Origin of the sequence: Novosphingobium sp. BL-52-GroH (assembly GCF_044813085.1) — a bacterium.
Lineage (GTDB): Bacteria > Pseudomonadota > Alphaproteobacteria > Sphingomonadales > Sphingomonadaceae > Novosphingobium.
Genome location: NZ_CP171152.1, coordinates 2,976,306 through 3,002,383, shown reverse-complemented (window position 1 = coordinate 3,002,383; position 26,078 = coordinate 2,976,306). Strand labels below are relative to the sequence as shown.

General features: G+C 66.6%; 25 protein-coding genes and 1 pseudogene. 9 read left to right on the top strand and 17 right to left on the bottom strand.

All coding sequences use genetic code 11. From position 1 onward, the window contains the following. Positions 1–125 precede the first annotated feature (125 nt). Together ACFFDA_RS27120 and ACFFDA_RS27115 are read right to left on the bottom strand one after the other, a co-directional pair. Positions 126–3,551, bottom strand: a complete 3,426-nt coding sequence (locus ACFFDA_RS27120) for a response regulator (RefSeq protein WP_404480362.1) — start codon at positions 3,549–3,551, stop codon at positions 126–128. A gap of 267 nt (positions 3,552–3,818) precedes the next feature. Continuing rightward, positions 3,819–4,286: an Lrp/AsnC family transcriptional regulator gene (locus ACFFDA_RS27115; RefSeq protein WP_404480361.1), complete on the bottom strand. Its 468-nt coding sequence runs from the start codon at positions 4,284–4,286 to the stop codon at positions 3,819–3,821. A 127-nt stretch (positions 4,287–4,413) separates the two neighbouring features. On the opposite strand from ACFFDA_RS27115, the gene alr reads away from it, so the two are divergent. Genes alr through ACFFDA_RS27100 form a run of 3 tightly spaced genes read left to right on the top strand, consistent with a single transcriptional unit; the run spans position 4,414 to position 7,169 of the window. Then, positions 4,414–5,520, top strand: coding sequence for an alanine racemase (alr, locus tag ACFFDA_RS27110; RefSeq protein ID WP_404480360.1), 1,107 nt, complete (start codon positions 4,414–4,416; stop codon positions 5,518–5,520). Continuing rightward, a complete protein-coding gene (locus ACFFDA_RS27105; RefSeq protein ID WP_404480359.1) occupies positions 5,517–6,791 on the top strand; it encodes a D-amino acid dehydrogenase in 1,275 nt (424 codons plus the stop codon). The genes alr and ACFFDA_RS27105 overlap by 4 nt, the downstream gene beginning before the upstream one ends. Positions 6,792–6,821: 30 nt before the next feature. After that, complete coding sequence (locus ACFFDA_RS27100) at positions 6,822–7,169, top strand: RidA family protein (protein ID WP_404480358.1); 348 nt, start codon at positions 6,822–6,824, stop codon at positions 7,167–7,169. Positions 7,170–7,202: 33 nt separating this feature from the next. On the opposite strand, the gene ACFFDA_RS27095 is transcribed toward ACFFDA_RS27100, so the two are convergent. From ACFFDA_RS27095 to ACFFDA_RS27080, 4 genes are all read right to left on the bottom strand, one after another. Then, on the bottom strand, positions 7,203–8,981 hold the full coding sequence (locus tag ACFFDA_RS27095; protein WP_404480357.1) for a putative bifunctional diguanylate cyclase/phosphodiesterase: 1,779 nt from the start codon (positions 8,979–8,981) through the stop codon (positions 7,203–7,205). 33 nt (positions 8,982–9,014) lie between these two features. Continuing rightward, a complete protein-coding gene (locus tag ACFFDA_RS27090) occupies positions 9,015–9,488 on the bottom strand; it encodes a response regulator (protein ID WP_404480356.1) in 474 nt (157 codons plus the stop codon). Continuing rightward, positions 9,478–10,947, bottom strand: coding sequence for a PAS domain S-box protein (locus tag ACFFDA_RS27085; RefSeq protein WP_404480355.1), 1,470 nt, complete (start codon positions 10,945–10,947; stop codon positions 9,478–9,480). Before ACFFDA_RS27085 ends, ACFFDA_RS27090 begins: the two co-directional genes overlap by 11 nt. Positions 10,948–11,146: 199 nt before the next feature. Further along, entirely contained in the window at positions 11,147–11,647 is a 501-nt protein-coding gene (locus ACFFDA_RS27080) for an asparaginase domain-containing protein (RefSeq protein WP_404480354.1), read from the bottom strand. A 181-nt stretch (positions 11,648–11,828) separates the two neighbouring features. On the opposite strand from ACFFDA_RS27080, the gene ACFFDA_RS27075 reads away from it, so the two are divergent. Next, positions 11,829–13,028 carry an MFS transporter gene (locus ACFFDA_RS27075; protein ID WP_404480353.1) on the top strand — a complete coding sequence of 400 codons (1,200 nt, stop codon included), beginning with the start codon at positions 11,829–11,831 and terminating at the stop codon, positions 13,026–13,028. 9 nt (positions 13,029–13,037) lie between these two features. Here the strand turns inward: ACFFDA_RS27075 and ACFFDA_RS27070 are convergent, their stop codons facing one another. Further along, positions 13,038–14,015, bottom strand: coding sequence for a DNA topoisomerase IB (locus ACFFDA_RS27070; protein WP_404480352.1), 978 nt, complete (start codon positions 14,013–14,015; stop codon positions 13,038–13,040). Positions 14,016–14,151: 136 nt separating this feature from the next. On the opposite strand from ACFFDA_RS27070, the gene ACFFDA_RS27065 reads away from it, so the two are divergent. Further along, positions 14,152–14,634, top strand: a complete 483-nt coding sequence (locus ACFFDA_RS27065; protein ID WP_404480351.1) for a hemerythrin domain-containing protein — start codon at positions 14,152–14,154, stop codon at positions 14,632–14,634. 132 nt (positions 14,635–14,766) lie between these two features. After that, positions 14,767–15,231: a pyridoxamine 5'-phosphate oxidase family protein gene (locus ACFFDA_RS27060; protein WP_404480350.1), complete on the top strand. Its 465-nt coding sequence runs from the start codon at positions 14,767–14,769 to the stop codon at positions 15,229–15,231. A 207-nt stretch (positions 15,232–15,438) separates the two neighbouring features. Here the strand turns inward: ACFFDA_RS27060 and ACFFDA_RS27055 are convergent, their stop codons facing one another. The 4 genes and pseudogenes from ACFFDA_RS27055 to ACFFDA_RS27040 form a co-directional block, all read right to left on the bottom strand. Beyond that, positions 15,439–16,869 (bottom strand): IS1182 family transposase, encoded by a 1,431-nt coding sequence (locus ACFFDA_RS27055; RefSeq protein ID WP_404477461.1) that lies wholly within the window; start codon positions 16,867–16,869, stop codon positions 15,439–15,441. 350 nt (positions 16,870–17,219) lie between these two features. Then, positions 17,220–17,487 (bottom strand): annotated as a pseudogene (locus tag ACFFDA_RS27050) (hypothetical protein). 69 nt (positions 17,488–17,556) lie between these two features. Continuing rightward, positions 17,557–17,979, bottom strand: coding sequence for a response regulator (locus ACFFDA_RS27045; protein WP_404480349.1), 423 nt, complete (start codon positions 17,977–17,979; stop codon positions 17,557–17,559). 45 nt (positions 17,980–18,024) lie between these two features. Continuing rightward, on the bottom strand, positions 18,025–18,693 hold the full coding sequence (locus ACFFDA_RS27040) for a sigma-70 family RNA polymerase sigma factor (RefSeq protein WP_404480348.1): 669 nt from the start codon (positions 18,691–18,693) through the stop codon (positions 18,025–18,027). A gap of 484 nt (positions 18,694–19,177) precedes the next feature. Here ACFFDA_RS27040 and ACFFDA_RS27035 point away from each other — a divergent pair, with 484 nt between their 5' ends. After that, entirely contained in the window at positions 19,178–19,972 is a 795-nt protein-coding gene (locus tag ACFFDA_RS27035; protein WP_404480347.1) for a response regulator, read from the top strand. A 78-nt stretch (positions 19,973–20,050) separates the two neighbouring features. Here ACFFDA_RS27035 and ACFFDA_RS27030 read toward each other — a convergent pair whose 3' ends face one another. Together ACFFDA_RS27030 and ACFFDA_RS27025 are read right to left on the bottom strand one after the other, a co-directional pair. Next, complete coding sequence (locus ACFFDA_RS27030) at positions 20,051–20,425, bottom strand: PilZ domain-containing protein (RefSeq protein ID WP_404480346.1); 375 nt, start codon at positions 20,423–20,425, stop codon at positions 20,051–20,053. A 73-nt stretch (positions 20,426–20,498) separates the two neighbouring features. Continuing rightward, on the bottom strand, positions 20,499–22,160 hold the full coding sequence (locus ACFFDA_RS27025; protein ID WP_404480345.1) for a CHASE domain-containing protein: 1,662 nt from the start codon (positions 22,158–22,160) through the stop codon (positions 20,499–20,501). Between the two features lie 264 nt (positions 22,161–22,424). On the opposite strand from ACFFDA_RS27025, the gene ACFFDA_RS27020 reads away from it, so the two are divergent. Beyond that, positions 22,425–22,610 (top strand): NepR family anti-sigma factor, encoded by a 186-nt coding sequence (locus tag ACFFDA_RS27020; protein WP_404480344.1) that lies wholly within the window; start codon positions 22,425–22,427, stop codon positions 22,608–22,610. Continuing rightward, positions 22,603–23,181 (top strand): sigma-70 family RNA polymerase sigma factor, encoded by a 579-nt coding sequence (locus tag ACFFDA_RS27015; protein ID WP_404480343.1) that lies wholly within the window; start codon positions 22,603–22,605, stop codon positions 23,179–23,181. The genes ACFFDA_RS27020 and ACFFDA_RS27015 overlap by 8 nt, the downstream gene beginning before the upstream one ends. Here the strand turns inward: ACFFDA_RS27015 and ACFFDA_RS27010 are convergent. The 4 genes from ACFFDA_RS27010 to ACFFDA_RS26995 all read right to left on the bottom strand — a co-directional run bounded on the left by ACFFDA_RS27010 (position 23,159) and on the right by ACFFDA_RS26995 (position 26,062). After that, a complete protein-coding gene (locus ACFFDA_RS27010; RefSeq protein WP_404480342.1) occupies positions 23,159–24,343 on the bottom strand; it encodes an MFS transporter in 1,185 nt (394 codons plus the stop codon). The genes ACFFDA_RS27015 and ACFFDA_RS27010 overlap by 23 nt on opposite strands. Positions 24,344–24,530: 187 nt before the next feature. Beyond that, positions 24,531–25,133, bottom strand: a complete 603-nt coding sequence (locus tag ACFFDA_RS27005) for a superoxide dismutase (RefSeq protein ID WP_404480341.1) — start codon at positions 25,131–25,133, stop codon at positions 24,531–24,533. Between the two features lie 281 nt (positions 25,134–25,414). Next, positions 25,415–25,690 (bottom strand): hypothetical protein, encoded by a 276-nt coding sequence (locus ACFFDA_RS27000; RefSeq protein ID WP_404480340.1) that lies wholly within the window; start codon positions 25,688–25,690, stop codon positions 25,415–25,417. Positions 25,691–25,792: 102 nt separating this feature from the next. After that, a complete protein-coding gene (locus tag ACFFDA_RS26995) occupies positions 25,793–26,062 on the bottom strand; it encodes a GlsB/YeaQ/YmgE family stress response membrane protein (RefSeq protein WP_404480339.1) in 270 nt (89 codons plus the stop codon). Positions 26,063–26,078 lie beyond the last annotated feature (16 nt).

Here is a 26,078-nt window from a genome sequence, read left to right as displayed (position 1 = left end):
CAGCAGCCCCCCTTCACACCGCTACCGGCGGGTATTTGATCGTCTTGGCTGCCATCGTCCCGGTCGTCATGCTCCCTCAAGCGCCTGGCCTCCGGTCTTGTTCCCCTCCTGACGGCCATCTCGCGTCAGCGCGGCATCCAGACGCGAACCAGCGAGAGCAGCTTGTCCACGTCCAGGGGCTTGGCCATGTAGTCGTTGGCGCCGGCCTCGATACAGCGTTCCTGGTCGTCGGGCATGGCCTTGGCGGTCAGGGCGATGACCGGCAGCTTGTTCCAGCGCGGGTCCTCGCGGATGGCGCGGGTGGCGGTCAGGCCATCCATCACCGGCATCATCACGTCCATCAGCACGAGGTCGATCCTGCGGCTGTCGTCGCCCGCGGCGGCGTCGAGCACGTCGAGCGCCTCCTGCCCGTTGCGGGCGATCTCCACCACCGCGCCTTGCGGCTCGAGGATGTTGGTGAGCGAGAAGACGTTGCGCACGTCGTCCTCCACCACGAGGATGCGGCGGCCTTCGAGGATGGCGTCGCGGTTGCGCGCGGCGCGGATCATCGTCTGCTGCTCGGGAGGCAGCTCGGTCACGACCTGATGGAGGAACAGCGAGACCTCGTCCAGCAGGCGCTCGGGCGAGCGGGCGCCCTTGATGATGATCGAATCGGAATAGCGACGCAGGCGCTGCTCGTCGTCAGGCGTCAGGTCGTGGCCGGTGTAGACGATCACCGGCGGGAAGGCATAAGTACCCTCCTTGCTGAGCGTCTCCAGCAGGCTGAACCCGCTGGCGTCCGGCAGGTTGAGGTCGAGGACCATGCAATCGAAGGTCTCGGTGCTCAGCGCTTCGAGGCATTCGGCCGCCGTGGCGACGCCCACCGTCTCGACGCCGCCGGTCGCCAGCAGGCGCCCCACCGCATCGCGCTGGACGTCGTCGTCCTCAACGATGAGCACGCGGCGCGTGTCGGAGGCGAGCTTGGCCGCCAGCGCATCGAGCACGCCGGCCAGTTCCTCGCGCTTCACCGGCTTGACGAGGTAGCCGATGGCGCCGAGCGACAGTGCGGTCTGGGTATGGTCGCTGCCCGAGACGACGTGGACCGGGATGTGCCGCGTCTCGACGTCCCGCTTGAGCCGGTCGAGCAGCGCGAGGCCCGACTGGTCGGGCAGGCCGATGTCGAGCACCACCGCGTGCGGCTTGAACGTGCGCGCCAGGTGCAGCGCTTCCTCGGCCGTGCCGGTGACGAGGCACTGGAAGCCCATCTCGCGCGAAATGTCGCGCACGATACCGGCGAAGGACGCGTCGTCCTCGACCACCAGCAGCACCCGCTGGCTGGACGAAAGCGCATCGCGGTCGTCCTCGACCTGGCGCTGCAGAGGCGCAGGACGGGGCTTGGGTTCGGCAGCGGTGGCAGGGGCCGGCAAGCTCGGCGCCGGAACGCTCTCGTCGCGCGGCTGCACGACGCCGGGGTCGTAGGCGATCGGGAGCGCCAGCGTGAAACGGCTGCCCTTGCCCGGCACGCTGCTCAGGCTGATCGCCCCGCCCAGCAGGCGGGCGAGTTCGCGGGAGATCGACAGGCCAAGCCCGGTGCCGCCGAACTTGCGGCTGATGGTGCCGTCGGCCTGGCGGAAGGCCTCGAAGATGGCTTTCTGCTGGTCCTCGGGAATGCCGATGCCGGTATCGCTGACGGCCAGCAGCAGGCGATCCGCACCGTCCTCTCCCCCGGCAGGTTCGATATCGAGGCGGACACCCCCGGCTTCGGTGAACTTGAAGGCGTTGGACAGCAGGTTCTTGAGGATCTGCTCCAGCCGCTGGCGGTCGGTCTCGATGGAGGGGGCGCAGGCGGGGTCGATGCCGATCTCGAAATCGAGCCCGCGGCTGGTCGCGATCGGCTGGAAGACCTGCCGCAAGTCACCGGCCAGCCGCTCGACGAGGAACGATTCCGGCCTGACCTGGAGGTGCCCGGCCTCGATCTTCGACAAGTCGAGAATGTCGTTGATGAGCGCCAGCAAGTCGTTGCCGGCAGACTCGATGGTGCGGGCGTACTGGACCTGCTCACCGGTGAGATTTTCGCTCCGGTTGTCGCCCAGCAGCTTCGACAGGATCAGCAGCGAATTGAGCGGCGTGCGAAGTTCGTGGCTCATGTTGGCGAGGAAGTCGGACTTGTAGCGGCTCGCCTGTTCCAGCTCGCGCGCCTTGAGTTCGACGGCGGAATTGGACCTCGCGAGATCGTCGCGCTGGTTTTCGAGAAGCTGGGCCTGTTCCTCTAGCTGCGAGTTGGTCTGTTCCAGCTCGACCTGCTGCTGTTCAAGGTTGGCCTGCGATTCCTTGAGGGCGCGGCCCTGCTCTTCCAGTTCCTCGTTGGAAACGCGCAGCTCCTCGCTCTGGACCTGCAGTTCCTCGGTGTGGTGCTGCAACTGCGCCCTATAGCGCGCCGAGCGCAGCGCGACTCCGACCGATGCCGAGATCTCCGACAGGAATGTGAGTATCCGCTCGTCGACCGGCTGCAGGAAGCCCAGCTCGATGACGCCCTGCACCACCTTGTCGGCGAAGACCGGCGCTATCAGGAGGTGGCGCGGCTTGTCGCTACCGAACGTCGAGCCGATGGTGAGGTAGCCGTCGGGAATGTCGGCGAGCAGCACCGGTTCGCCGTCTGCCGCGACCTGCCCGAGCAGGCCCTGGCGCAACGAGAAGCGCTCGACGATCTGCGCGTCCACCGGCACTCCGTAGGCGGCGACGCGGCGATAGTGGCCGCCCTCGGCCGCGAACAGGGCCCCGGCCTGCGCGCCTGCGAAGCGCACGAGGAAGGCCAGCACGCTCTCGCCCAGTTGTTCGCTGTTCTGGTCGCCAAGCATCGTGGCGCTGAGTTCGACCTGGCCGCTCTGCAGCCACTTGAGGCGATCCGCAGCCAGCGCGGCGCGGCGCATCAGCATGCCGATCACCAGCGTCAGCACGATGCCCAGTCCGCACGACAGGATGCCGCTGACCCAGGCGGAGCGATAGGCTTCCTCCATCTCGGCCAGCCGGACCTCGCGCAGGCGCTCCTCCTCGTCCTGCATGACTTCGAGCTGGGAGCGCACCTCGTCCATCTCGATCTTGCCGCGATCGGTACCGACGATCGCCAGCGCCGCCGCGATTCCCGTCGTCTTGCGCGCCGTGATCGTATCGCGCAGTTCGGCCAGCTTGGCGTCGATGTGGTGGCGCAGCGGCCCCATTCGCGCCTGCTGGTCGGGATTGTCCCGCGTCAGGGTGGCGATCCTGTCGAACCGCGCGTCGACGTCCGCGAGCGCGGCGTTGTAAGGATCGAGGTACTTGTCCTTGCCGACCAGCAGGTAGCCGCGCTGGCCGGTCTCCGCATCCTGCACCGAGGACATCAGGTCATGCATGGCCACGATCACGGTGTGCGAGTGGAAGATCTTCGCCGCGTCCTCGCGCAGCGTCTGCACGTTGAGATAGGCGACGGTCCCGCTGACGATGAAGAACACGACCGCGATCGCCAGGCCGATGGCGGTCCAGGGATCGAGTCCTCGCTTCGAAGGGGTAGCAACGCGACTGGAATTGACTTGCATGGACCTGCCGAAATGGGACCGTCGGGATTGCCTCGCTTGCGGTGGATTCGCGGCAAGATCAAGGTATTCCGGCCTGGACCGGCTCCCGGCAGGGCACGCAGCCGCTTTTGCGGCCCGCCAGACGACGCGCTTCAAATTCTTCTGTTGCTGGTAACTCGCAATATTATTTTGTGAAGGCCGCCGCCTTCCAGGCCCGGGCCGGCCGCAGCGAGATTCGCACGGTGCGCAATTTCGAACTCGTGCCGGTCGCCTGGCAGGCGGCCCGCCTCAGCGTCGGCCGCGGCGGGGCTGCAGGGCGTCGCGCATCGCGAAGCTCGAGCTGATCCGGGTCACCCCCGGAAGCCGCGAGAGGACTTCGCCATGGATGGCCTCGTAGGCCGCGACGCTCTCGGTGCGCAGGCGCAGCCAGTAGTCGACATGGCCGGTCATCAGGAAGCACTCGCGCACTTCCGGGCACTGCCGCACAGCGCTTTCGAAGCGCGAGAGGTAGTCGTCGGTCTGCCGTTCCAGCGTGACCTGCACCACCACATCGACCCCGCGCTCGTCATCCTCGTCCGGGCCGGTGATGACGGTGTAGCCGCGGATGACCCCACGATCCTCGAGAATCTTGATACGCCGCAAGCATGCGGAAGGCGACAGGCCCACTTCCTGCGCGATCTCGGAATTGGGGCGACGGCCATCGCTGCGCAGGAGGCGCAGGATGGCACGGTCGATGGCGTCGGATGCTGGCGACATGATATTGCTCTATGCTCGCACGATGTTGCAAGATCGAGAGAAATATAGCGGATCATTCTGCTTTCCGGCAGGAAATTCGCCCGAACTTCCGATAATCTGGATGGAGTAGCCAATCGCGGGGGCCTTCGTGACTGCCGGTGCAATCCTGACTATCGACTTCGAAGCCCTCGCGGCGAACTACCGGCTGCTCTGCCGCCAGGTCGCGCCGGCCCAGGTCGCCGGCGTCGTCAAGGCCGATGGCTACGGCCTGGGCGCGGCGCACGTCGCCCGGACCCTGCTCGACCAGGGCTGCCGACACCTTTTCGTCGCGCTGCTCGGCGAGGCGCGAACTCTCAAGCCGGAACTGCCGCAGGACGTGCCGCTCTACGTGCTCAACGGCCTGATGCCCGGTGCCGAGGCTGAATGCGCCGCCATCGGCGCCATCCCCGTGCTCAACTCGCTGGACCAGATCGCGCGCTGGGCCGCGCTTGCTGCCTCGCGGAACGAGGTCCTGCCCGGCGTGTTGCAGGTGGACACGGGGATGTCGCGCATGGGCCTTCCGGCAGACGAGATCGCTGCCCTCCTGGCCGACCCGTCGCTTCTGGCGGGCATCGAGGTGCGCCTCGTCATGAGCCACCTCGCCTGCGCGGACGAGCCCGCCGACCCCGCGAATGCCGAACAGGTCCGCCGCTTCGAGGCCGTCTGCGCCGGCTTCCCGGGCGTACCGCGCTCGCTCGACAACAGCGGCGGCGCCTTCCTCGGACGCGGGCACCTCGACCTCGTGCGCGCGGGAATCGCGATGTACGGCGGGGCGCCAAACGACGGGCCCAACCCGATGCATGCGGTAGTCGCGCTCGACGCGCGGATCGCGCAACTTCGCACGATCCCTGTCGGAACCCGCGTCGGCTACGGGCTCACCCACCAGGTCCTGCGCGAGAGCCGCATCGCGACGATACCCGTGGGCTATGCCGACGGCTGGCCGCGGTGCCTCGGCAACCGGGGGAGCGCCTTCGTCGCCGGGATGCGCGTGCCGGTGGTCGGACGGGTGTCGATGGACAGTATCACGCTCGACGTCACGGACGTGCCGGCCGAACACCTGTATCCCGGCGCACCCGTGGAACTGATCGGGCCGCACCAGACCCTCGACGCGGTGGCTGCCGATGCCGGGACCATCTCCTACGAGATCCTCACCCAGCTCGGCCACCGCTACGAGCGGGTCCACGTTCCTGCACACGATCGGAGCACTGCACGATGAAGATCGCGATCCTGGGCAGCGGCGTCATCGGGGTCACCTCGGCGTGGTATCTGGCGCAGGCCGGGCACGAGGTCGTCGTCGTCGACCGCCAGAGCGGCCCCGCGCTGGAGACCAGCTTCGCCAATGCCGGCGAGATCTCCCCCGGCTACGCCTCGCCCTGGGCGGCACCGGGCATCCCGATGAAGGCGCTGCGCTGGCTGATGATGAAGCACGCGCCGCTGGTCCTGCGGCCGCACGCCGGACTTGCCGACCACGGAGCGATGCTGCGCTGGCTGGTGGCGATGCTGGGCAACTGCAACGCGCGCGACTATGCGATCAACAAGGGCCGCATGGTGCGCCTCGCCGAGTTCAGCCGCGACCGTCTGATCGAACTGCGCGGCGAGACCGGCATCCGCTACGACGAACGCAGCCAGGGTACGCTCCAGTTGTTCCGCGAGCAGAAGCAGCTCGACAACATCGGCAAGGACATCGCCGTCCTGCGTGCGGACGGGGTGCCGTTCGAAGTGCTCGACCGCGCCGGCTGCATTGCCGCGGAGCCCGGCCTAGCGGGGAGCGCGGCCTCCATCGTCGGCGGCCTGCGCCTGCCCCACGACGAGACCGGGGACTGCTTCAAGTTCACCAATGCGCTTGCGCAAATGGCGGCGACGCGGGGTGTTCGCTTCCTCCACGGCACCTCGATCACGCGGCTGGCCAGCGAAGGCGGGCGTATCACCCACGTCGAGACCGAAGCCGATGGACGCGTGGGCAGGGTGGTCGCCGACGCCTATCTCGTGGCGCTGGGCAGCTATTCGCCGCAGCTGGTGGCGCCGCTGGGCATCCGGCTTCCGGTCTATCCGGTGAAGGGCTATTCGATCACCGTGCCCATCGTCGAGGAAGCACGCGCGCCGGTCTCCACTCTGCTGGACGAGAGCTACAAGGTCGCCATCACGCGCCTGGGCGACCGCATCCGGGTGGGCGGCATGGCCGAAATCTCGGGCTTCACCACGGATCTGCCCCCTGCCCGCCGCGCCACGCTGGAGCATTCGGCAGGCTCGCTGTTCCCCGGCGCCGGGGACATGGCCGCCGCCTCGTTCTGGTGCGGCCTCAGGCCCATGACGCCCGACAGCACGCCGGTGATCGGGCCGACCAAGGTGCCGAACCTCTACCTCAACACCGGCCACGGCACGTTGGGCTGGACGATGGCCTGCGGCTCGGCCCACGTCATCGCCGACATCATCGGCGGCCGCGCCCCGGCGATAGAGGCTGCGGACCTGGCGATCAGCCGCTACTGAACCGCGCACCACTCAAGACGAGGACTGACAATGACCATCACCCGCATCGACCAGGGCCTTCGCATGAGCGAGGCCGTGATCCACGGCGACACGATCTACCTCGCGGGCCAGGTCGGCGATGAAGGCCAGAGCGTGGCCGAGCAGACCAGCACCGCGCTCGCCGAGATCGAGGCTCTGCTGGCCAAGGCAGGCAGCGACAAGGATCATCTGCTGATGACGACCATCTGGCTCGCCGACATCGCCGACTTCGAGGAGATGAACGCGGTATGGGACGCCTGGATCGCCGGCCACCCCGCTCCCGCGCGCGCCACCGGCGAGGCCCGGCTCGCGGCACCCGGCTACAAGGTCGAGATCATCGTCATCGCCGCCCGGGCCTGACGGTTTCGAGCGAGGGTCCGCGCCGATCCCCGCCTACGCCCGCAGCCGTTCGCCGTTGCGCTTCCCGTTCCACGTCTCCAGCCAGTCGCGCACTTCGGCGTAGGGCATCGGGCGGCAGATGCCGTACCCTTGCCCGCAGGTGCAGCCCATGGCCACGAGCATCGCCTGCGTTTCCGGATTCTCCACCCCTTCGGCCACCAGCGGAATGCCGAGGCTCTCGCACAGCACGACGAGCGAGTGGACCAGCGACTGGTCGAAGCGGCTCTCGGTGAAGCGCGCGATGAACGAGCGGTCGATCTTGATCTCGCTCACCGCGAAATCGCGCAAGTAACCGAACGAGGTGAATCCGGCGCCGAAATCGTCGATCGACAGCGAGATCTTGTGGTCCTGCAATTGCTCGATCACGCGCTTGGCCTGCGCGGGATTGGCGATCAGCGCCGTCTCGGTCAGCTCCAGCATGACGCGCGCGGGGTCGACGCCGTGGCGCGCGGTGGTCTCCACGACGTGGCCGACGAAGCCGGGACGCTCGAGCATCCGCGCCGAGACGTTGATGCAGATCGCCGCCTTGTCCAGCACCGGCTGGAGCGCCGCGAACTGTTCGAGCACGAAGTCGAGGCAGAGGTAGGTGAAGGCTTCCAGCAGGTGCGACTGCTCGATCGTCTCGATCAGCACGTCGGCCGGGAGCGGCCCGTCGGTCGGATGGTCCCAGCGCACCAGCGCCTCGAAACCCAGCACCTCGCCGTTGCGCATGTCGACCTTGGGCTGCCAGTGCCAGTCGAGCGTGCGCGTGGCGATCGCCCGCTCGATGTCCTGCATCAGGCCGCCCTGGTCGTAGCGGCGCCGGGGCTGGAGATCGGACGTGGCGGCGAGAACCGCCTTGTCGGTGCCCCGCCCCCCGGCTCGCTTGCTCTCGTACATCGCCTCGTCGGCGGCGGCGAGCAGGCCTTCGGGCGAGAAGCCCAGCAGCGGGCACAGGGCGATTCCGATCGAGCCGCCGACGTGGAGCACGCGCCCGCCGTGGACGATCGGCGCCTGGATCATCTCGGTCAGCTTGGTGGCGACCGCCCGCGCCGATTCCTCGCCGTCGACGTTCTGCAGGAGGATCGCGAACTCGTCGCCGCCCAGCCGCGCGATGGTGTCGACTTCGCGCAAGTGCTCGCGCAGGCGGCGGCCGATGGTGACGAGCACGGCGTCGCCCGCGGCATGGCCGAGGCTGTCGTTGATCTCCTTGAAGCGATCGAGGTCGATCATCACCACCGCGAAGGGATCGCCGCTGCGACGCGCGCGGGCGCAGGCCTGGTCGAGGCGGTCGGAGAACAGCGTGCGGTTAGGCAGGTCGGTGAGCGGATCGTGCAGCGAGCGGTGGGTCAGTTCCTCCTCCTGCCGGCGCAAGTCGTGGCGGTACTGACGCCACGCCATGCCCTCCTCGACCGAGGCTGCCACCCGCTCCGGCGAAAGCGATCGCTTGGTAAGATATTCGGTCATGCCCGACTTGATCGAATCCGCAGCGATCTGCTCGTCGGCATTGCCGGTGACGGCGATGATCGGGCAGTCCGGGTCGATCCCGTCGCGGATCGCGGGAAGCAGGTCGCGCCCGTCGCCGTCGGTCAGGCCGAAGTCGAGGAAGACGATGTCGAAATGCGCTTCCGGCTGACGGATCAGGTCGAGCGCCTGGGCCTGGGAAGCGGCCTGCTCGACGGTAATCGCGCGCGGGCCGCGCCGCAGCATGCGCACGAGCCGCTCGCGGTCCACGTCGTCGTCGTCCACGATCAGGGCATGGATGTTCTGGGTGCCGTTGTGCAGGTGGTCCATGGAGGAGAAGGTCCTTGCAGCCGGAGAGGAGAGCTAGGGAAGCTCCTGGGTATGCGCGTACTTGCCGATGAAGTCGGCGAGCCGCGCGAACTGCGGGCCGACCGCCGATTTCACCATGTAGCCGGCGACATGGCCGTCGTAGGCGCGGGAGCGATCCTGTTCGCGCGCCGAGGTCGACAGCACGAAGACCACCGTGCGCCGCAGCAGCGGGTCGGCGCGGACCGCGTCGAGGAACTGGAAGCCGTCCATGCCCGGCATGTTGAGGTCGAGCAGGACGATGACGGGCGTGTCCAGCCGCTTGGCCGGATGGCACCCGCGCAGGACCGAAAGCGCCTCGGCACCGTCGCCCGCAGTGATCGTGCGGCACGGCACCCGATGCTTGCGGAAGCTGCGCAGCACGCCTTCGGTCGCGACGTCGTCGTCGTCGACCAGCAGGACGGTGCAGTCGGCAAGCTGGCCGCCGACGGTGTCGCATTCGCTGGGAACGAGGGGGAATTCATTCGTCATCGGTTTCTCGCAGGAGAATGCGCGGCCAGTGGACTTCGAACGTCGCACCTCCGAGCGGGCCGTTGCCCTGCACGGTGACCATGCCGCCATGCGCGTTTATCATGCGGCGAGTGAAGGCGAGGCCGACCCCGTCGCCGTCAGTGCCCGGTGAGGCACGATGGAACAGCTTGAAGATGCGTTCCTCGTTGCCCTCGGGAATGCCCTGCCCGTCGTCCTCGACGGTGAAGATCGAGAAGCGCCCTTCCTCGCGCATGGCGATGCGGATGCGGCCAGCGGTGCCACCGTGGTGCTTCACGGCATTGGCGATGAGGTTGCGCAACGAAGTCGACAGCGGCGCCCGCGGGGCCATCAGGTCCTTGCCGTGGACGTCCACCTCGACCTCGAAGCTGTCGGGGATCACCGCCATCGCCATCGCCTCCTCGACCAGTTCGCGGGGGTCGATACGGTGCAGCTTGGTGTCGCGCACGCCGGCGCGGGCGTAGCTGAGCAGGTCGTCGATCATCTGCTCGCAGCGCTCGATACGCTGGGTGATGCGGTCGAAGTTGTGCGTCACGCTCTCGGGCAGCGCGCCTTTTCCCAGCGCCTCGTCGAGGTCCTCGCGAATCCAGGTGACGAGATCGCCGATCCCGCGCAGCGGCGAGCGCAGGTCGTGGCTGGCGACGTAGGTGAACTCTTCCAGTTGCGCATTGGTCTGCTGCAGCGCGGTTTCGGAACGCTTGCGGTGGGTGATGTCGCCGACGATCGCCATGAACAGCGGCTGGCCCGGGTTCTCGAAGCGCGTCAGCGCCACCTCGACGGGAAACTCGCGCCCCGAAGCATGCAGCCCTGTGAGGTCACGGCCCGCCGCCATCATCCGCGATTCAGGCGCGGCGCCATAGTCGGCGACCTGATGGACGTGCGCGTCGCGATAGCGTTCGGGCAGCAGCATGTTGAGCGGCTGGCCGACCATGTCCTCGATCGGATGACCGAACTGGCTGGCGAGCATGGCGTTGGCCTGGGCGATGCGCCCCTTGGCATCGACCACCACCAGACCCAATGGCAGGGTCTCGAACATCTGCGAGAAGCGCCGCTCCGCCGTGATCTCGCGCGTGGTGTTGCGCAAGTACACGACTGCGCGCCCTTCGTCCTCGCCGGCGACGGGCGCCAGCGTCAGCGAGATCACCGGGCGCGAGCCATCGGTCGCATGGAGGACGAACTTGCGGGTCCACGGGTCACGCTGCGCGATGGGCGCGGAGAAGAACACGTCGAACATCTGCCGCAGCGTCTCGGCATCCTGTTCCCCGAACCAGACGAAGACGAGACCGAGGCGCAGGCGATCCGCGTCGGGCTCGGCCATCAGCGTCGCACAGACCGCGTTGGCCCAGGTGATGACGCCGGTGCGCTCGACGATCATCGCGCCGATCGGGGCATGGGTCAGCGGGGCCTCGATATCGGGCGTGATGTGCATTGCCAGCTTCACGTTGCCTGCCTGCCTTCCGCGAGGGGCGGGCCGGAACGCGAGGGAGACGCGATGCCGGCACCTGTTGCCTAGAACAGGTACCGCGGCAGGGTTATCGATCGCACAAGCAACCGCTACGGAGGGTTCCGTAGAAGCCAGGGCTGGCAACGATTGCAGTGGTTAAGGCGCGGGAAGCAAAGGCGCGCGCGGGAGGGGAAAGTTAAAGCGGCAGGAACTTCCCGGCTGCGCGATCCTTGCGGACCTTGAGCCCGTCGAAGACCGAACCGCTCATGGTGATCCACACGCCCGGTCCGGCGGACTGGCACGTGGCGAAGGCCATGCCCAGGTTGAAGGCCGCGTCGCTCTCGGCAAAGCGCGCCGGAGCGAGCGCACCGCACAGCACGACGGTCTTGCCCTCGATGTCGGCCAGCGCCCTGGCAGTCTCGGTCATCGTGTCGGTGCCGTGGGTGAGGACGACGTGGCGCTCGGGCGCGTTGGCGATGGTCGCGGCGATCAGGGTGCGGTCCTCGTCGGTCAGCTCGAGGCTGTCCTTGCGCATCAGTTCGACGATGCGGAACGGGTGGGCGACGCGCGCGGTCTCCAGCAGCTTCTCGATCATGCTCTCGGCAATCTGGTATTCGCTAAGGGCATCGAAATACTGCTTGTCGATGGTGCCGCCGGTGGTGACGACGAGGATGGGGGGCAGTTTCGCGGTTGTCATGGGGATTGCCTTGTCTGTCCTGTTCAAGCGGCACCGGTGCCGCTTCCGCTGCAAGCCGACAGGCTCTAGAGCGCGCGGGCGGGTGGGCCAAGTGTTTGTCCTGCGCCGCCGGCTATCCGCCCTGCGAGTTTGCGGCGGGACGGCAGGTGGCAGCGCTCTTTCCCCGTGCCATGATTGATCGATGACCCATTCCCCCACCCAGGCCCGGGCCGAACTCGCCGCCGGCTGGCCCACCGTCCTGGCCGCGGCGCTGGCGATCGGCGTCGGCATGATGGGCGTGGGCTTCTACTCGCTGGGCCTTTTCGTCGCCCCGCTACAGGCAGAATTCGGCTGGACCCGCGCCGAGGTTTCGGGTGCGGCGACGTTCCAGCAGCTCGGCATCTTCCTATCCGCGCCGATCGTCGGGCGCCTTGCCGACCGTTTCGGCAACCGCCGCATCGCCATCGCCAGCTATCTCGCGACGCCGCTCGGCTTCCTTGCGCTGGCACGGATCGGGCCTTCGCTGGGCGCCTGGTACGCGCTGTGGTTGCTCGTCTCGCTCGTCGCCTGCGGAACCACGCCGGCGATCTGGGCACGCGTCGTCTCGCTGCGCTTCGACCACGGTCGTGGCTTCGCTCTGGGGCTCATGCTGACCGGCACCGGCCTGGCCGCCGTCGTCGCGCCGGCGCTGCTGGGCCCGGTGATCGCCGCGCAAGGGTGGCGCGCCGGGGTCATGACGATGGCGCTGATCGTCGCGGCGATCGGCATCCCGGTGAGCTGGGCGACCGGGCGCGGCGAGCGCTCCGACCGGCAGCCCGGCGAGAGCGGCGGGCGCTCCGGGCGCGGCAGGATCGAGGTGACTCGGCCCACGGTGCAGATCGCGCTGATCGGCTTCCTGCTGGGCGTCATCGTTGCCGCGCTCATCGTCCATCTCGTGCCGATGCTGATCGACCGTGGGGTGCCGGCCGCCCGGGCCGCGAAAGTCGCCGCCTTCATCGGCATCGCCGTCATCCTGGCCCGCGCGATCGTGGGCTGGCTATTCGACCGCTTCCACGCCCCGCGGGTCGCCTGCCTGTTCCTGACCTCGCCGGTGATCGCCTGCGCCATCCTCTTCGTGCATGGACCGGCCATCCCGGCCGCGCTTCTGCTGGGCCTCGCAGCCGGCGCCGAAGTGGACATGCTCGCCTACTTCACCAGCCGTTACGCCGCACTGGAAAACTACGGCGCGACCTATGGCGCCGTGCTTGGCCTGTTCAGTCTCGGCGCAGCCTTCGGTCCGCCGCTGTTCGGCTGGGCGACCGACGCCACCGGCAGCGCCGACCTCGCGCTGGCCTGCTCCGGCACGGTGCTGGTAGGCGTGCTGGCCCTGATCGCGACGCTGGGCCCCTACCGGCGGGCGTAGGCGAAGACCTCAAGCCGCTTCCAGGAACTTGAGCAGGCCGCGCTCCTCGCGGGTCATCCAGCGCGTGCTGCGCGGCAGCTTGTCCGGGAGCGCGGGAGCACCGGCATCGCCCTTGGCGGCGGCGATCACGGCGGGATGGACGTAGGACTTGCGCGCGATCGCCGGGGTGTTGCCCAGGCATTGCGAGACCTCCTCGAGCAAAGTGCGCAACGATACCCCGCGCTGGTCCCACATCAGCGAGAAGGCCAGGGTGCTCGCCGCCCATGTGCGGAAGTGCTTGGCAGTGAAGCCCTCCCCCATCGTCTCGGCCAGATACGCATTGACGTCGTGGCTGTGCACCGGGACCGCATCGCCGTCCTCGTCGAGGTATTGGAACAAGTGCTGGCCGGGCAGGTCCTGCATCTTGCGCACGCAGCGCACCAGCGAGGGATCGTCGCAGGCGATCTCCTGCAGCTTGCCCGACTTGCCCTTGAAGCGCAGACGCAAAGTGCCGCGCTCGATCGTGGCATGGCGGTTGCGCAAGGTCGTCGCGCCGAAGCTCTTGTTCGCCTTGGCATAGCACTCGTTGCCGACGCGGATCGCGCCGGTATCGAGCAGCGCCACGACCGAGGCGATCGCGCGCTCGCGGCCCAGCCTGCGACCGGCGAGGTCTTCGGCGACCCGCTCGCGCAAGGCGGGCAGCGCCGCACCGAAGCGGGGGCACAGTTCGAACTTCATCGCCTCGCGCGATTCCCGCCAGTCCGGATGGTAGCGGTACTGCTTGCGCCCCCGCGCGTCGTAGCCGACGGCCAGCAGGTGAACGTGCGGATCGGCCGAGAACCAGCAGTTCTCGTAGGCCGGCGGCAGGGCGATGCGGTTGAGGCGGTCGATCTCGTCGCGCTCGGTGATCCGCGCACCGTCAGCGCCGTAGTAGGCCCACTTGCTGCCGCGAATCGGCTTGCGAGTGATGCCCGCAGCCGTGTCGTCGGCGAATTTGAGGCGCGTCATTGGTTTTGCGCTTTCCGAACAGTCCCTTGCCCGTGCTGAACGCGCGAGCGACGACGAAGTTGTCGAGGCCGCCGGAAACCGGATGCGCTGCGGGCCGTTCCATTGGCAAAGAAACGGCAATCCACAGGAGTGTACCATGGCAGACGCAAGGATCTTCGAGGACCTCAAGGCAGACCACGACAAGCATCGCATCATGCTCGAGCAGTTGGGCGAGACCAAGGGCGATAGCGAGGAACGTCGCGAGCTTTTCGAAAAGCTGCGCAAGGAGCTGCAGGCGCACGCAGCGGCAGAGGAGGAATCGCTCTATGCGACGATGCTGGCCACTCCCGAGCTGCGCGACGAGGCCCGCCACTCGGTGTCGGAGCACAAGGAGATCGACGATTTCCTCGGCGAACTCTTCGAGATCGACATGAGTTCGTCAGCCTGGCTGGTGAAGTTCAAGGAGATGCGCCACCGCTACCTCCACCACATCGACGAGGAGGAAGAGGAGATGTTCCCCTCCGCCGCCAAGACGCTGTCCACCGAGACCGAGAAGAAGCTCGCCGCGGTGTTCGAGAAGCGCAAGCCCAAGGAACTGGCCGTGGCCGAGAAGGAACTCCCCGGCGACGCGCGCGAATAACGCTGCTGACTCCCGGCAAGGACGGGGCGGGCCTTTCCTGCGGCGAGCGCGGGAGAGGCCCGTCCCGTTTCGGGGGAACGCATGGAGGTGCCGGCGCGTTGTCGGTGCAACAGCCATCTAAGGAGAAGAGCCATGGACAAGGACATTCGCGAAACGTTCTGGAAGTCGTTCCAGGCCAGTCCGTTCATCATGATGAAGCTCGAAGGGGCGCCCGGCCACGCCGAGCCGATGACGGCCCAGCTCGACAAGGAAGCGCATCACGCCGTGTGGTTCTTCACCAAGCGCGACAACCGCATCGGCGGCGGTGGCAGGGCGATGGGCCAGGTCTCGACCAAGGGACACGACGTCTTCGCCTGCATCGACGGCACCCTGGTCGAGGAAACCGATCCGGCAGTGCGCGAGAAGCACTGGAACAACGCGGTCGAAGCCTGGTTCCCCAACGGAAAGCAGGACGCCTCGGTGGTGATGCTGCGTTTCGACATCGACGACGCCGAGGTCTGGACTTCGGACCTGGGCCTCAAGGGCGCGTTCAAGCTGCTGACCGGCAAGCCGATCGCGGAACACGAAGCCGGCGAACACGCGCTCGGCGCGGTCTGATACCCTCTCGGACTTGCGCGAGCAGCGGGGGCGCGGTGGCTTCGGTCACCGCGCCTTTTCCTTGTCGGGCGATGACGCACGGAACATGCGCAAGGCTTGGCCCGCGTGGACAAATCCGACCTCCGCCGGATGACCGAGAAGGGTGGAGGCTGTGTGAAAACGCGTTGTCTGTTTTTGAAGTAGCAGGCGCGTGGTGGCTCCTTCGGCTCAGCCTTTCATCGCCGCGATCATCCTCGGGGCGCCGAGCATGTTGATCGCGCGCTTCATGTTATAGGCGAGGACGTGGAGGCTCATTTCAGTTCCGACCTTCTCCAGGGTCCGGGTCTTGAAGTGGCTTCTTCCCATCCAGTCCTTGATTGTGCCGAACACGTGTTCGACGGTTCGTCGTCGGACGCGCATGGCGTCGGGCATGCGCTCGAGCCTTGCCTGCATCGTCTCGATCACGTGTTCGTGCTCCCACCGCTTGATCCGCCGTTCCTTGCCGGTCGTGCATTGCGGCTTGATCGTGCAAACGCCGCAATGACTGGACCAGTAGGCATGGAGCCGCAGGCCATGTTCGACTGTGGTAAAGCGGCGGGGGAGCGTTTCTCCCGCAGGGCAGCGATAGCTGTCTGTGGCCTGCTCGTAGCGGAAGTCCTGCTTGCCGAACCGTCCGTCAGCCTTGGCTCCGGAGGTAAGCGGCCTGGGACAGATCGCGGTAATGCCTTCTTCCTCGCAGGCCAGCACCTCGACGCCTGAGAAGTAGCCGCGGTCGGCAAGTACGGTCAGTTCGTTCGATCCGATCGCCGCGCGTGCCTTGCGGCCCATGTTCGCCAGTTGCGAGCGGTCATGACCGACATTTGTCACCTCATGCGCCACGATCATGTGACTGTCGGCATCGACCGCCGCCTGGAGGTTGTAGCCGACCAGCCCCGTTCCCTTCCCGGCACTTGCCATCGCCCGTGCATCCGGGTCGGTCAGCGAGATCTGACGGTCAGGTGCGTCCGCCACCACACGCTCCATCTCCTGAAGCTCGCGCATCTGGCGACGTAGCGCCTCGAGCCGTTCGCCAAGTCGCTTGGTGCGGACCTGCGCCACCACGTCCTCCTGCCGGTCAGCAGTGTCGAGCAGGCCGAGATAACGCTCGATGCTCGCCTCGATCTGCTCCATCCGCCGTCGGATTGCTCCAGGGGTGAAGTTCCTGTCGCGCGTGTTCACCGCCTTGAACCGGCTGCCGTCCACCGCCACGGTGCCGCCAGCGATCAGCCCCAGCTCGCGGCACAACACCACGAACCGGTGGCAACTCGCCCGGATCGCCTCGCCGCTGTTGCGGCGGAAGTCTGCGATTGTCTTGAAGTCGGGCGCCAGCTTGCCTGTCAGCCACATCAGCTCCAGATTGCGTCCAGCCTCGCGTTCAAGCCGGCGGCTCGACTGCACCTGGTTGAGATAGCCATAGAGGTAGAGCTTGAGCATCGTTGCCGGATGGTACCCCGGACGGCCTGTCGCCGCCGCATCGCCAAAGCCTAGCGCTGACAAGTCCAGCTCGTCGACGAACACGTCGATCACCCGAACCTGGCTGTCCTCGGCAACGTAATCGTCAATGCAGTCCGGCAGAAGCTGAACCTCCCGCCGATCACAACCCTCGATGAAACGCCCCATCTCACGCCTTCCCAAACAGGCATAAAACATAGCAGATCACCGCGTTTTCACACAGCCTCGGTGGCTAGCTGCCAATCAGAGAGGTAAGGCATATCATAAAGAGCAACGCGAAGGCAAAGTTCAAGCTGTAGGCAAAAACGCCGAACCAATACCTGAACGGTGCTTGCTCCCTCTGGACAAACCACCCGATTCCTCGGAGCTTTCTTGACCGCAGCGCATCAATGGCAAGGAAGCCGAAAATTGCGACCAACGCCGAGCAGAACAATGTTGCGCCAAGATACATGTTGGAAGGTTAGCACCTCATTCTTCGTCCGCAATGGGGCGCTTCCGGACTGTCCAGTTCACGCGGCCTAGCCTTCTTCTTTCCTGCGCCTGGAGAGAAGGTAGCGCCACACGCCCACGCAGTTGATCGCGAACAGGGCGATGTTCTGGACACCGATTCCTTGCGCCTTCTCGTCGAGGAACCCCCAGGCGATCAGCGCCAGCGAACTCGTGACGAAGACCACGAAGCCCCAGCCCGTCCAGCGGACGCCCGAGGTCCAGTGATACGATAAGCGCCGCCACGGTTCCCGCAGCGGCGCCATAGTATTGCAGGCATTGCAGGACGAATTCGCTCATCCTTCCGCCTTCTCTTCTCAGGCCCCGTTTGATTATGGTTCCGGGCCCGGGCTCTTAGTGGCCCCTCTCCTACTCGTGAATGCGGGTCTTGATCTGTACCAACGGCTCCAGTTCGACCGGGCGGTCGGCATGGGCACAGTCGGACAAGGCATAGGAAATCGCCGCTAGGATAGCCTGGCGGGTGAACGGCTTCTGGACGATGCCGATCGCGGTGGGCGCCGGAACGTCGATCTGCCCGGGATTGGCGGTAACGTAGATCACCCGAGCCCCGAACCGTCCGGCAAGATCACGGGCGATCGCCGGACCGGTCAGCCCGTCGCGCAAGTTGAGGTCGACCAGCGCGACGTCGGGTGCATCGCCCAGAAGACCGAGCGAAGCCATGTCCGGCACGGTACCGATGACGGCGTAACCGCCATCGGCAAGAATGTCTTCGAGTTGCAGTGCTACCAGGAATTCATCCTCGACTATGAGGATCTTTCCGGAAACTGGCATCGTCGTCGCACCCAAGGCACGGTGATCCTTGATGGGAGGTGCCGGTCAGGCTGCCAGCAGCTTGCGGCCGTGTGCGCCGGAGTGATCCACGTTGGCCACCTTGACGAGTTCCGCGAAGAAGGCGTCGATCGCCTCGCCCTTGAGGACGAAGTTGTGGCGGAAGTCGGGAAGCTGGCCGGACTCGATGATCTTCGAGAGCATGGCGCGGGCGCGGCAGATGCGGCTCTTCACGGTGCCCAGCGCAATCCCGCAGATATCGGCGATCTCTTCGTAAGAAAGGTTGCCGGCGGCCACGAGCACGAGGGCTTCACGATAGCTTTCGGGAATGGCGGTCAGGGCGCGCAGCACGTCGGCCAGTTCGACCGCGCTCTCCTGGCTGGCTTCGGCGCGCAGGATGCGCTCGGCTGCCAGCTCGTCGTACTCGCCGTGGAAGCGGGCGCGGCGTGCTTCGGAATAGAAGTGGTTGCGCAGGATCGTGAACGTCCAGGCCTTGAAATTGGTGCCGGCGGCATAGCGCTCGCGAGCGGCCCAGGCCCGCAGCATCGCCTCTTGGGCAAGATCGTCGGCGCGATCACGGCAGCCGCACAGGCCGCGGGCAAAAGCGCGCAAATGCGGCGCCACGTCTGCGAGGGCGCGCTTGAAGTCGCGGTCGCTCAAAGCCGTCTTGATTTCGGGCTTCCCCGCCTCGACGCTTGTTTCGATCAATGCCGACATGGCGTTACCCTCCGTAGAAACCTGTCGGGATGAGAACGTGGAACTGTCGCAAAAAGTTCCCGGATTGCGACATTTACCGACAATCAGGTATCGCCGTCGCCGTCTTGAGGGATGGTCGGAAGCCCCGACGAACCAAGCCCCGTGCGGTTTTCGCGACATCTGGCTTCTGGCCCCGGAAAAATTTTTGTCACGCCGCTGGAACAAGCCCGGCCCGAAAACTTTGAGGCCTCCGTCCACCTTGTCGGTGAACGGAGGCCTCGGGATCGGGTCACCGCCGGTTTGCGGGGGGGTGGGGGAGCCAGCGGTGACACTGTGGGAACGTGGGACCAGGAAATTGGTTCCATCATAACCGGCTCATCGCGAAAAATTTTCGGGTTGCCCTAACTGCCTCGCGGAGTCAGACAAATGACATCGGCCCGCAGGCGCAAGGGCGCCCATCGACGTGCAATCGGGAATGATATCCCCAAAGGCCTGAGGAACATGAATGTCCGTCTCTGACCAGATCGCGATCCAGCTGCCCTATCTGCGCCGCTACGCTCGCGCCCTCACCGGCTCGCAGCATTCAGGCGATGCTTACGTGCGCGCGACGCTCGAGGCGGCGCTGGCCGACCGTTCGCTGCGCGAGGCGATCGCCCGCAGCCGTGCCGCGCTCTACGGCGCCTTCACCCGCATCTGGGCCACCGGCCATGTCGACGAGCCCGGCCTTGCCGGCGGCGGCGGCGGGCACGAACAGGCCGCGCAGGAGCGCCTCGCCACGATCGCGCCGACCCATCGCCAGGCGCTGTTGCTCACCACCGTCGAGGAATTCTCGCGCGAGGAGACCGCGCAGATCCTCGATCTCTCGGTCGACGAAGTGGACGCGCTGGTCAGCCAGGCGATCGTCGAGATCGAAGGCGAAAGCGCGACCCGCGTGCTCATCATCGAGGACGAGCCGCTGATTTCGATGCAGCTCGAAGGCCTCGTCACCGACCTTGGCCACACCGTCGTCGGCACCGCCGCGACCCATGCCCAGGCCGTCGAAATCTATGCGCGAGACCCCGCCGGCCTCGTCCTTGCGGACATCCAGCTCGCCGACGGCAGCTCGGGCATCGACGCGGTGGAGGACCTGCTCAAGTTCGGCGACGTGCCGGTGATCTTCATCACCGCCTATCCCGAGCGCCTGCTGACGGGCGAGCGGCCCGAGCCGACCTACCTGGTCACCAAGCCGTTCCAGGAAGCTACCGTGCGCGCCCAGATCAGCCAGGCGCTGTTCTTCAATTCGAGCAAGCCGCTCGGTTGACGGTCGGAAAAGGCTGCAAATCGTACGTCGTCCCGGATTACGTCCGGGACGACGGGGCGACGGCGCCATCCCCGTTCGTCACAACCCCAGATACTGCGCGTCGCCGGGATCGAGCGGCGGCAGGACTCGGCCGAAACGGTCGCGCGGAACCTGTTCCTCGAACGGAATCGCCGGCGGCGTGAAGCCGACGTGACGCACCACGGCCTCGTGCAGCGGCACTGCGAAGCGGACGCCGACGCAACGACCGGACTGCCAGACGATCTCGCCGCGCGCGGTCTCCCGTTCGTAAAGCTCGATCGCCACGGCATGGCCCAGCGCATCGCGCGCATTGCCCAGCTCGATCATGCAGCCGCCTGCGGACAGGTCGTAGAGAAATACCCTGCTCTTCGTCCCGCCGATGCGGCACACAACTTCCTTTTCGACTAGATGTCGACTCCAGTTGCGCTCGTCCATACTTCCCCCCGCCATTGAGATGGACAGGGAATAGTGCGGGTCGACTTAAGCAATCGATAATGCGCAGGCTGCGCTATCGCCGCTCGTTGCGCAACACGAACTCGCGACTGGCCCGCACCGGCACTTTCAGCCGGCACTCGACGCCTCCGGGGCTGAACCGCAGGTCGACCTCGGACTTCAGTTCGTGAGCGACGATCTTCTCGATCAGGTCGCGTCCGAAGCCCCGCTTGCGCGGCTCGCCGACGGGCGGACCGCCCTCCTCGCGCCAGTGGATCTCGGCCAGATCGGGCGAGAGCAGATCCCAATCCACGTGGACGCGCCCCTCGATCGTGCTGAGTGCGCCGTATTTCGCCGCATTGGTCGCCAGTTCGTGGATGGCCAGGCCCAGCGACATGGCATCGTTGGGCGCCAGCTTGATTTCCGGGCCGGACGTGGCGACGTGGCTCTCGTGCCCTTCCATGTAGGGGGCGAGTTCCGAACGAACGACGTCGCCCAGCGCGGCATTGCCCCAGTTGGACTGCGAAAGCAGGTCGTGCGTCGCCGACAGGGCGCGGATGCGCGCGGTCAGGCTGTCGGTGAAATCGTCGATGTCGGTCGAGCGGCGGCGCGTCAGCGCGGCGATCGACAGGACATTGGCCAGCGTGTTTTTGACCCGGTGGTTCAATTCGCGCGTCAGCGAATTGCGGATCGAGGCCTGGCTGGTGAGCCATTCGAGGACGATGCGGTCCTCGGCCGCGCGCTTGGTGATGAGCCGGCCGATCGCCATGACCATGAGCGAGGCGATCGCCCCGAAGAACAGGGTGATGCGCGACAGCGTCGACAGCGCCCCGGCCTTGCGGTCGCCGACCTGGACCACCCAGGCCTGGCCGCCGACGTCGATACGCCGCTCTATCGTGGGGCCGGTGATGCCGTCGGCGCGCTGTTCGGCCAACAACGTCTCGGGCGCCACGTGGTCGTCGTAGATCGCCACGTCGATCGAATCGTTGCGGTACAGCTCGCTGGCGGAAGCCAGGAAAGTCTGGGCGCGGAACGGGCTGAACACGAAGCCCTTGACCGTGCGCCCCCTGCCCCGCTCGGCGAAGACCGGCATGTAAATGAGGAAGCCCGCCGCCTTCGGCTCGCCCCGGTCCTGCACGAGCTGCACCATGCCCGTCGCCGCCGGGCCCCGCCGCGCGATCGCGCGCTCCATCGCCTTGCTGCGCGCGGGGTCGGAGAACATGTCGTAGGCCAGTGCGCGACGGTTCGGCAGCGATTCCGGCTGCAGATAGACGATCGGCGTGGCGTATTTCTGGCCCGGCTCCGGGCGCGGGTCGACGGTGAAGTCGGATTGGCCGGAGGTCTGCAGCCCGAACTCGAATTCCGCCAGGTGGTCGACCGCGATCATCGGTGCCCACCCCATGCCGAGCGAGCCGTAGAGCGTGCCGTCTCCCTGCAGGTCCTGGGCGAATTCGGCGAACTGTTCGGCGGACACCTCCTCCTGGGTGGCGAACAGGGCGCTGCCGGCGCGCAGTAGCGCGACGTTCTCGGTCACGCGGCGCTGCAGGGCGGAGGAAATTTCGGTGAGATTGCGATCCAGTTCGACCGCGCGGGTCTGCCTGTCCGCCCTTTCGATGGCCATGACCGACACGGCGGTGGTCATGCTCGCGATCAGGAAAAGCAGGAATGGCCAGCCGCGCGGGTACTTGTGGAACCACGCCTGCTTCTGCACCCTGTCGAGCAGAGCCTGGTCAATCACCCAGCAAGTTCCTGTACTCCAGACCCCACGCCTACGGTCAAAAGTGACCGCAGCATTTTCACGCTATGCCACAGTTTATGCTCGGGGGAACCATGCTCGGCGTGGATTGTTCCAATCATCAAACGACGTCCGCTCGGCTTGCAGACAGGACGAAACCCGCGAAGCGCCCGACCGCCGGCCCAGTGCCGAAGATCGAGACCGCGCGCCGGGCTTGACCGTTACCCGGTCTCGCAGCAAGTGTGCATCGGTGAAAGGGAGTTCGTGTTGAGTCAGCCCAATGGACGTGGTGACCCCGGCCGGATGCCGGGCCTGCCGCCTGAAGTCCGCAAGGATGGAGAACCCGGCTGGGCCGGGGGGTTGAGGAAGCTCTACAACTCCGTGGTGGAAGAACCGCTGCCGGACAGCTTCAAGGATCTCCTGAAGAAGCTGGACGACAGCGACGATGCCTGAGCGGATCAAGGTCTCTCCCGCCGACGAGGGTTTTCGCAAGGAGCTGCTCTCCGTCCTTCCCCACCTACGCGCGTTCGCACGCGGTCTCTCGGGACGATCGGATTTCGCCGACGACCTGGTCCAGGAAGCCGCGATCAAGGCCTGGACCGCACGCGAACGCTACCAGGCCGGCACCAACATGCGCGCCTGGACCTTCGCGATCCTGCGCAACCACTACCTGTCCGAACTGCGCCGCTCGCGCCGATTGACGGATCTGGACGAGGGCGTGGCCGAGCGCCTGCTGGTGATGGAGGCCGACCAGGAAGGCCCGCTCCATCTGGGCGACATGGAAGATGCCTTGCAGAAGCTCGCTCCCGAACGGCGCGAGGCGGTGCTCCTGGTGGGCGCGTCCGGGTTCAGCTACGAGGAGGCCGCCGAGATCGCAGGCTGCCCGATCGGCACAATGAAAAGCCGCGTTGCCCGCGCCCGCGCGGACCTCGCCCGGATGCTCGACGGCGAGGCCGAGGGCCTGGACGTCAAGGCACGCAAGCCCGGAACCCCCGTCGTCGTCAAGGCGCGCAAGACGGGCTGATGTCGCCGTCCTCGCGCAGCTTTGGCAGCAGCAGCAGGCACAATACCGAAACCACATGAAAGGCCAGCGCCGCCGCAGCGACGGGCACGGTGCCGCGCTCGATCCAAGGCGAGACGAGCGCGGTGCCTGCTGCGGCGGCCGCCAGCACGAAGAGGATGACCAGCGCACTGCCGCGCGCATCGTCGCCATGGCTGGCAAGGATCGCGCGGAAGAAGCCTGGCGGTCCGCGCAGGCCGAGCCCGGTGTTGACCGGCACGAACAGCAGCGTGATCGCCAGCACCGAAGTGCCCCCCGCCAGCGCATAGGCGAACTGCCCCAGCGCCGCCACGGCCGCCAGCCAGGTCCCGGTCGCGAGGACCCGCTCCGCACCGATCCGCGCGACCAGGCTCGACGAGAGGTTGGCGGCAAGGATGAACGTGGCGATGCCGCAGACCTGCATGACGATGAAGTCCGCCAGTGTCCCGCCGTGGACCCGCACGAACACGGTGGGCATGCCGAACACGAAGACCAGGAGCCCTCCCAGCACCAGCGCCTGGCTGATCGCATAGCGCAGGAAAGTCGGGTCGCGCAGCAGCGCCGCGAAGCTGCCCTTGCCGCGTCGGCCGACCTGCGGGACCCCGCCGGTCGCCGCCAACAGCGCCGCGACGACGAGCGCGACACCCGCCATGACCTCGAAGTTCAGGCTCCATCCGCCCAGCGCCAGCAGTCCTGCCCCCGCTATCGGCGCGAGGGCGGGGGCCAGCGATTCTATACTGGCGAGGAACCCAATCGCACGCACCGCCCGGGTTTCGTCGAACATCGCCTTGACCACACCCGGGGCGAAGACTGCCGGTGCGGCGGAAACGACGCCCTGAACCGCCCGCAGGACGATCAGCGCCTCGATGCTCGTGGCCATTGCACAGGCGAGCGACGCCATTGCGGTCGCCAGCAGCGAGCCGACGAACAGCCGCGCGGTCGACACCCGGTCGCCCAGGGCTCCGAAGCCGAGCAGGCCCAGGCATGACCCGCCGACATAGGCCGCCAGCACGAGCTGCGCCCGCGTCGGGTCGCCGCCCAGCGCCTCGGGCAAATGCGGCACCGCGGGCAGCACGAGGTCGGTGCCCATCAGGCCGACGATGGTCCCTCCCACCACCAGCCCCAGCGTGATCCACGCGCGATTCACGATCTATTTCCCCCTGTTGCGCGCCGGTTCTTCGCAGGCGCGGCAGGTGGCGGTCAACCTTGGGTGGCTTTTCGGGAGAGGGCTGTCGCGTGACCATCCCCAGGCGCCGCGACGTACGCGGCGGACAAACGAAAACCCCCGCTTCCCTTGCCGGAAACGGGGGCCTCGATTGCCGCCGGGCGTGGACTTACGCGGGGTAGGTCCAGGGGGTGCCGCGGTCGAAGTTGTCCGACGCGAACTTCCAGTTGATGAGGTTCTCGGTCACCGTCTTCACGTAGGCCGGGCGCTTGTTCATCTGGTCGATGTAGTAGGCATGCTCCCACACGTCGATGGTCAGCAGCGGGTTCACGTCGCTGGTCAGCGGGGTGCCGGCGTCATGGGTCGAAATGACCTTGAGCTTGCCGCCCTCGACGACCAGCCAGGCCCAGCCGCTGGCGAAGTGGTTGACCGCCTCGTTGGAGAGCGCCTCGAGCAGAGCCTCGATCGAGCCGAAGTCGTTGGTGATGGCGGCGGCGAGGCTCTCGCTGGGCTCGGTCTTTTCAGGCGACAGCGAGTACCAGTAGAAACCATGGTTCCAGATCTGCGCCGCGTTGTTGAACTTGGGGCCGGTGGCGGACTTGGCGATCTCCTCGACCGACTTGCCGGCGTCCTCTGTGCCTTCGATCGCGGCGTTCAGCTTGTCGACGTAGGTCTTGTGATGGGCGCCGTGGTGGATTTCCAGCGTCTTGGCGGAGATGTGCGGTTCGAGGGCGTCCTGCGCGTAGGGCAGCGGCATCAGGGCAATGGTCATGGTCACGGTTCCTGTTCAGGTTATCAAAGGCTTGGCTGCGGCGACGGCGCACGAGGCACCGGGACGCCCGAAGGGACACGGCGCCTATTTCTGTCGTGCGGCACAACAATTCAAGCGTGCAATAGTGGCTTTTCGATTTCGCGGCGATTTTATCGCCCTGCTCATGAATCGAGACGCCCATGCGAAAAAGGATGGCGGGGTTGCCGCCATCCTCTCCCGTGACTGCCGGACACCCTGCAAGGGGGGCGGGCGCCGCTCAGTCAGACCGTGGAAATCGGTCGTCAGTTCTGCTTCTCAGCCTGGTCCTTCATGGCGTCGGACTTTGCGTCGCCCGCCTTCTCGACCGCGTCCGCCTTGGCATCGAGCGCATCCTCGGCAGCGCCGGTGGTCGCATCGGCCTGGTTTTCGATCGCATCTGCCGCCGCTTCGGACTGCGCCTCGACCGCGTCCGCGGCCTTCTCGGTGGCTTCCTGCTGCGGGCTGTTGCAGGCAGCAAGGCCCAGCGAGGCGGAAGTGACTGCAATCATGGCAAGGCGCGGCATGGTGATGGCATTCATGGCGAGAATTCCTTTCCCTCTGTTATCGTAGCGGCGCGGGATTTTCAGGAGGACGCGCCAGCCTCCTGCGCGGGGCCCGTCACCGGGCCCCGGCCGCGTGGCTTAGCGAACCGAGCCGCGACGGAACAGGTTGACGATCGCCAGCAGGACCACCGCGCCCAGGAACGAGGCGAAGAGCGACATGATGTCGAACGCGCCGCTGGTGATGGGTGCACCGCCGATCAGCGGAGTGATGATGAAACCGGCGACGAGCGCGCCGACGATGCCGACGACGATATTGAGGAAGATGCCCTGCTGGGCATCGGTGCGCATCAGGATCGATGCCAGCCAGCCGATGATGCCGCCGACAATGAGGATGAGAAGAAGGGTCATTGTACCGTCTCCGAAA

Coding starts and splice junctions, on each gene's coding strand:
- ACFFDA_RS27120 (WP_404480362.1), bottom strand. CDS start 3,551: ATGCAAGTCAATTCCAGTCGCGTTGCTACCCCTTCGAAGCGAGGACTC.
- ACFFDA_RS27115 (WP_404480361.1), bottom strand. CDS start 4,286: ATGTCGCCAGCATCCGACGCCATCGACCGTGCCATCCTGCGCCTCCTG.
- ACFFDA_RS27105 (WP_404480359.1), top strand. CDS start 5,517: ATGAAGATCGCGATCCTGGGCAGCGGCGTCATCGGGGTCACCTCGGCG.
- ACFFDA_RS27100 (WP_404480358.1), top strand. CDS start 6,822: ATGACCATCACCCGCATCGACCAGGGCCTTCGCATGAGCGAGGCCGTG.
- ACFFDA_RS27095 (WP_404480357.1), bottom strand. CDS start 8,981: ATGGACCACCTGCACAACGGCACCCAGAACATCCATGCCCTGATCGTG.
- ACFFDA_RS27090 (WP_404480356.1), bottom strand. CDS start 9,488: ATGACGAATGAATTCCCCCTCGTTCCCAGCGAATGCGACACCGTCGGC.
- ACFFDA_RS27080 (WP_404480354.1), bottom strand. CDS start 11,647: ATGACAACCGCGAAACTGCCCCCCATCCTCGTCGTCACCACCGGCGGC.
- ACFFDA_RS27075 (WP_404480353.1), top strand. CDS start 11,829: ATGACCCATTCCCCCACCCAGGCCCGGGCCGAACTCGCCGCCGGCTGG.
- ACFFDA_RS27070 (WP_404480352.1), bottom strand. CDS start 14,015: ATGACGCGCCTCAAATTCGCCGACGACACGGCTGCGGGCATCACTCGC.
- ACFFDA_RS27065 (WP_404480351.1), top strand. CDS start 14,152: ATGGCAGACGCAAGGATCTTCGAGGACCTCAAGGCAGACCACGACAAG.
- ACFFDA_RS27060 (WP_404480350.1), top strand. CDS start 14,767: ATGGACAAGGACATTCGCGAAACGTTCTGGAAGTCGTTCCAGGCCAGT.
- ACFFDA_RS27055 (WP_404477461.1), bottom strand. CDS start 16,869: ATGGGGCGTTTCATCGAGGGTTGTGATCGGCGGGAGGTTCAGCTTCTG.
- ACFFDA_RS27045 (WP_404480349.1), bottom strand. CDS start 17,979: ATGCCAGTTTCCGGAAAGATCCTCATAGTCGAGGATGAATTCCTGGTA.
- ACFFDA_RS27040 (WP_404480348.1), bottom strand. CDS start 18,693: ATGTCGGCATTGATCGAAACAAGCGTCGAGGCGGGGAAGCCCGAAATC.
- ACFFDA_RS27035 (WP_404480347.1), top strand. CDS start 19,178: ATGTCCGTCTCTGACCAGATCGCGATCCAGCTGCCCTATCTGCGCCGC.
- ACFFDA_RS27030 (WP_404480346.1), bottom strand. CDS start 20,425: ATGGACGAGCGCAACTGGAGTCGACATCTAGTCGAAAAGGAAGTTGTG.
- ACFFDA_RS27015 (WP_404480343.1), top strand. CDS start 22,603: ATGCCTGAGCGGATCAAGGTCTCTCCCGCCGACGAGGGTTTTCGCAAG.
- ACFFDA_RS27005 (WP_404480341.1), bottom strand. CDS start 25,133: ATGACCATTGCCCTGATGCCGCTGCCCTACGCGCAGGACGCCCTCGAA.
- ACFFDA_RS27000 (WP_404480340.1), bottom strand. CDS start 25,690: ATGAATGCCATCACCATGCCGCGCCTTGCCATGATTGCAGTCACTTCC.
- ACFFDA_RS26995 (WP_404480339.1), bottom strand. CDS start 26,062: ATGACCCTTCTTCTCATCCTCATTGTCGGCGGCATCATCGGCTGGCTG.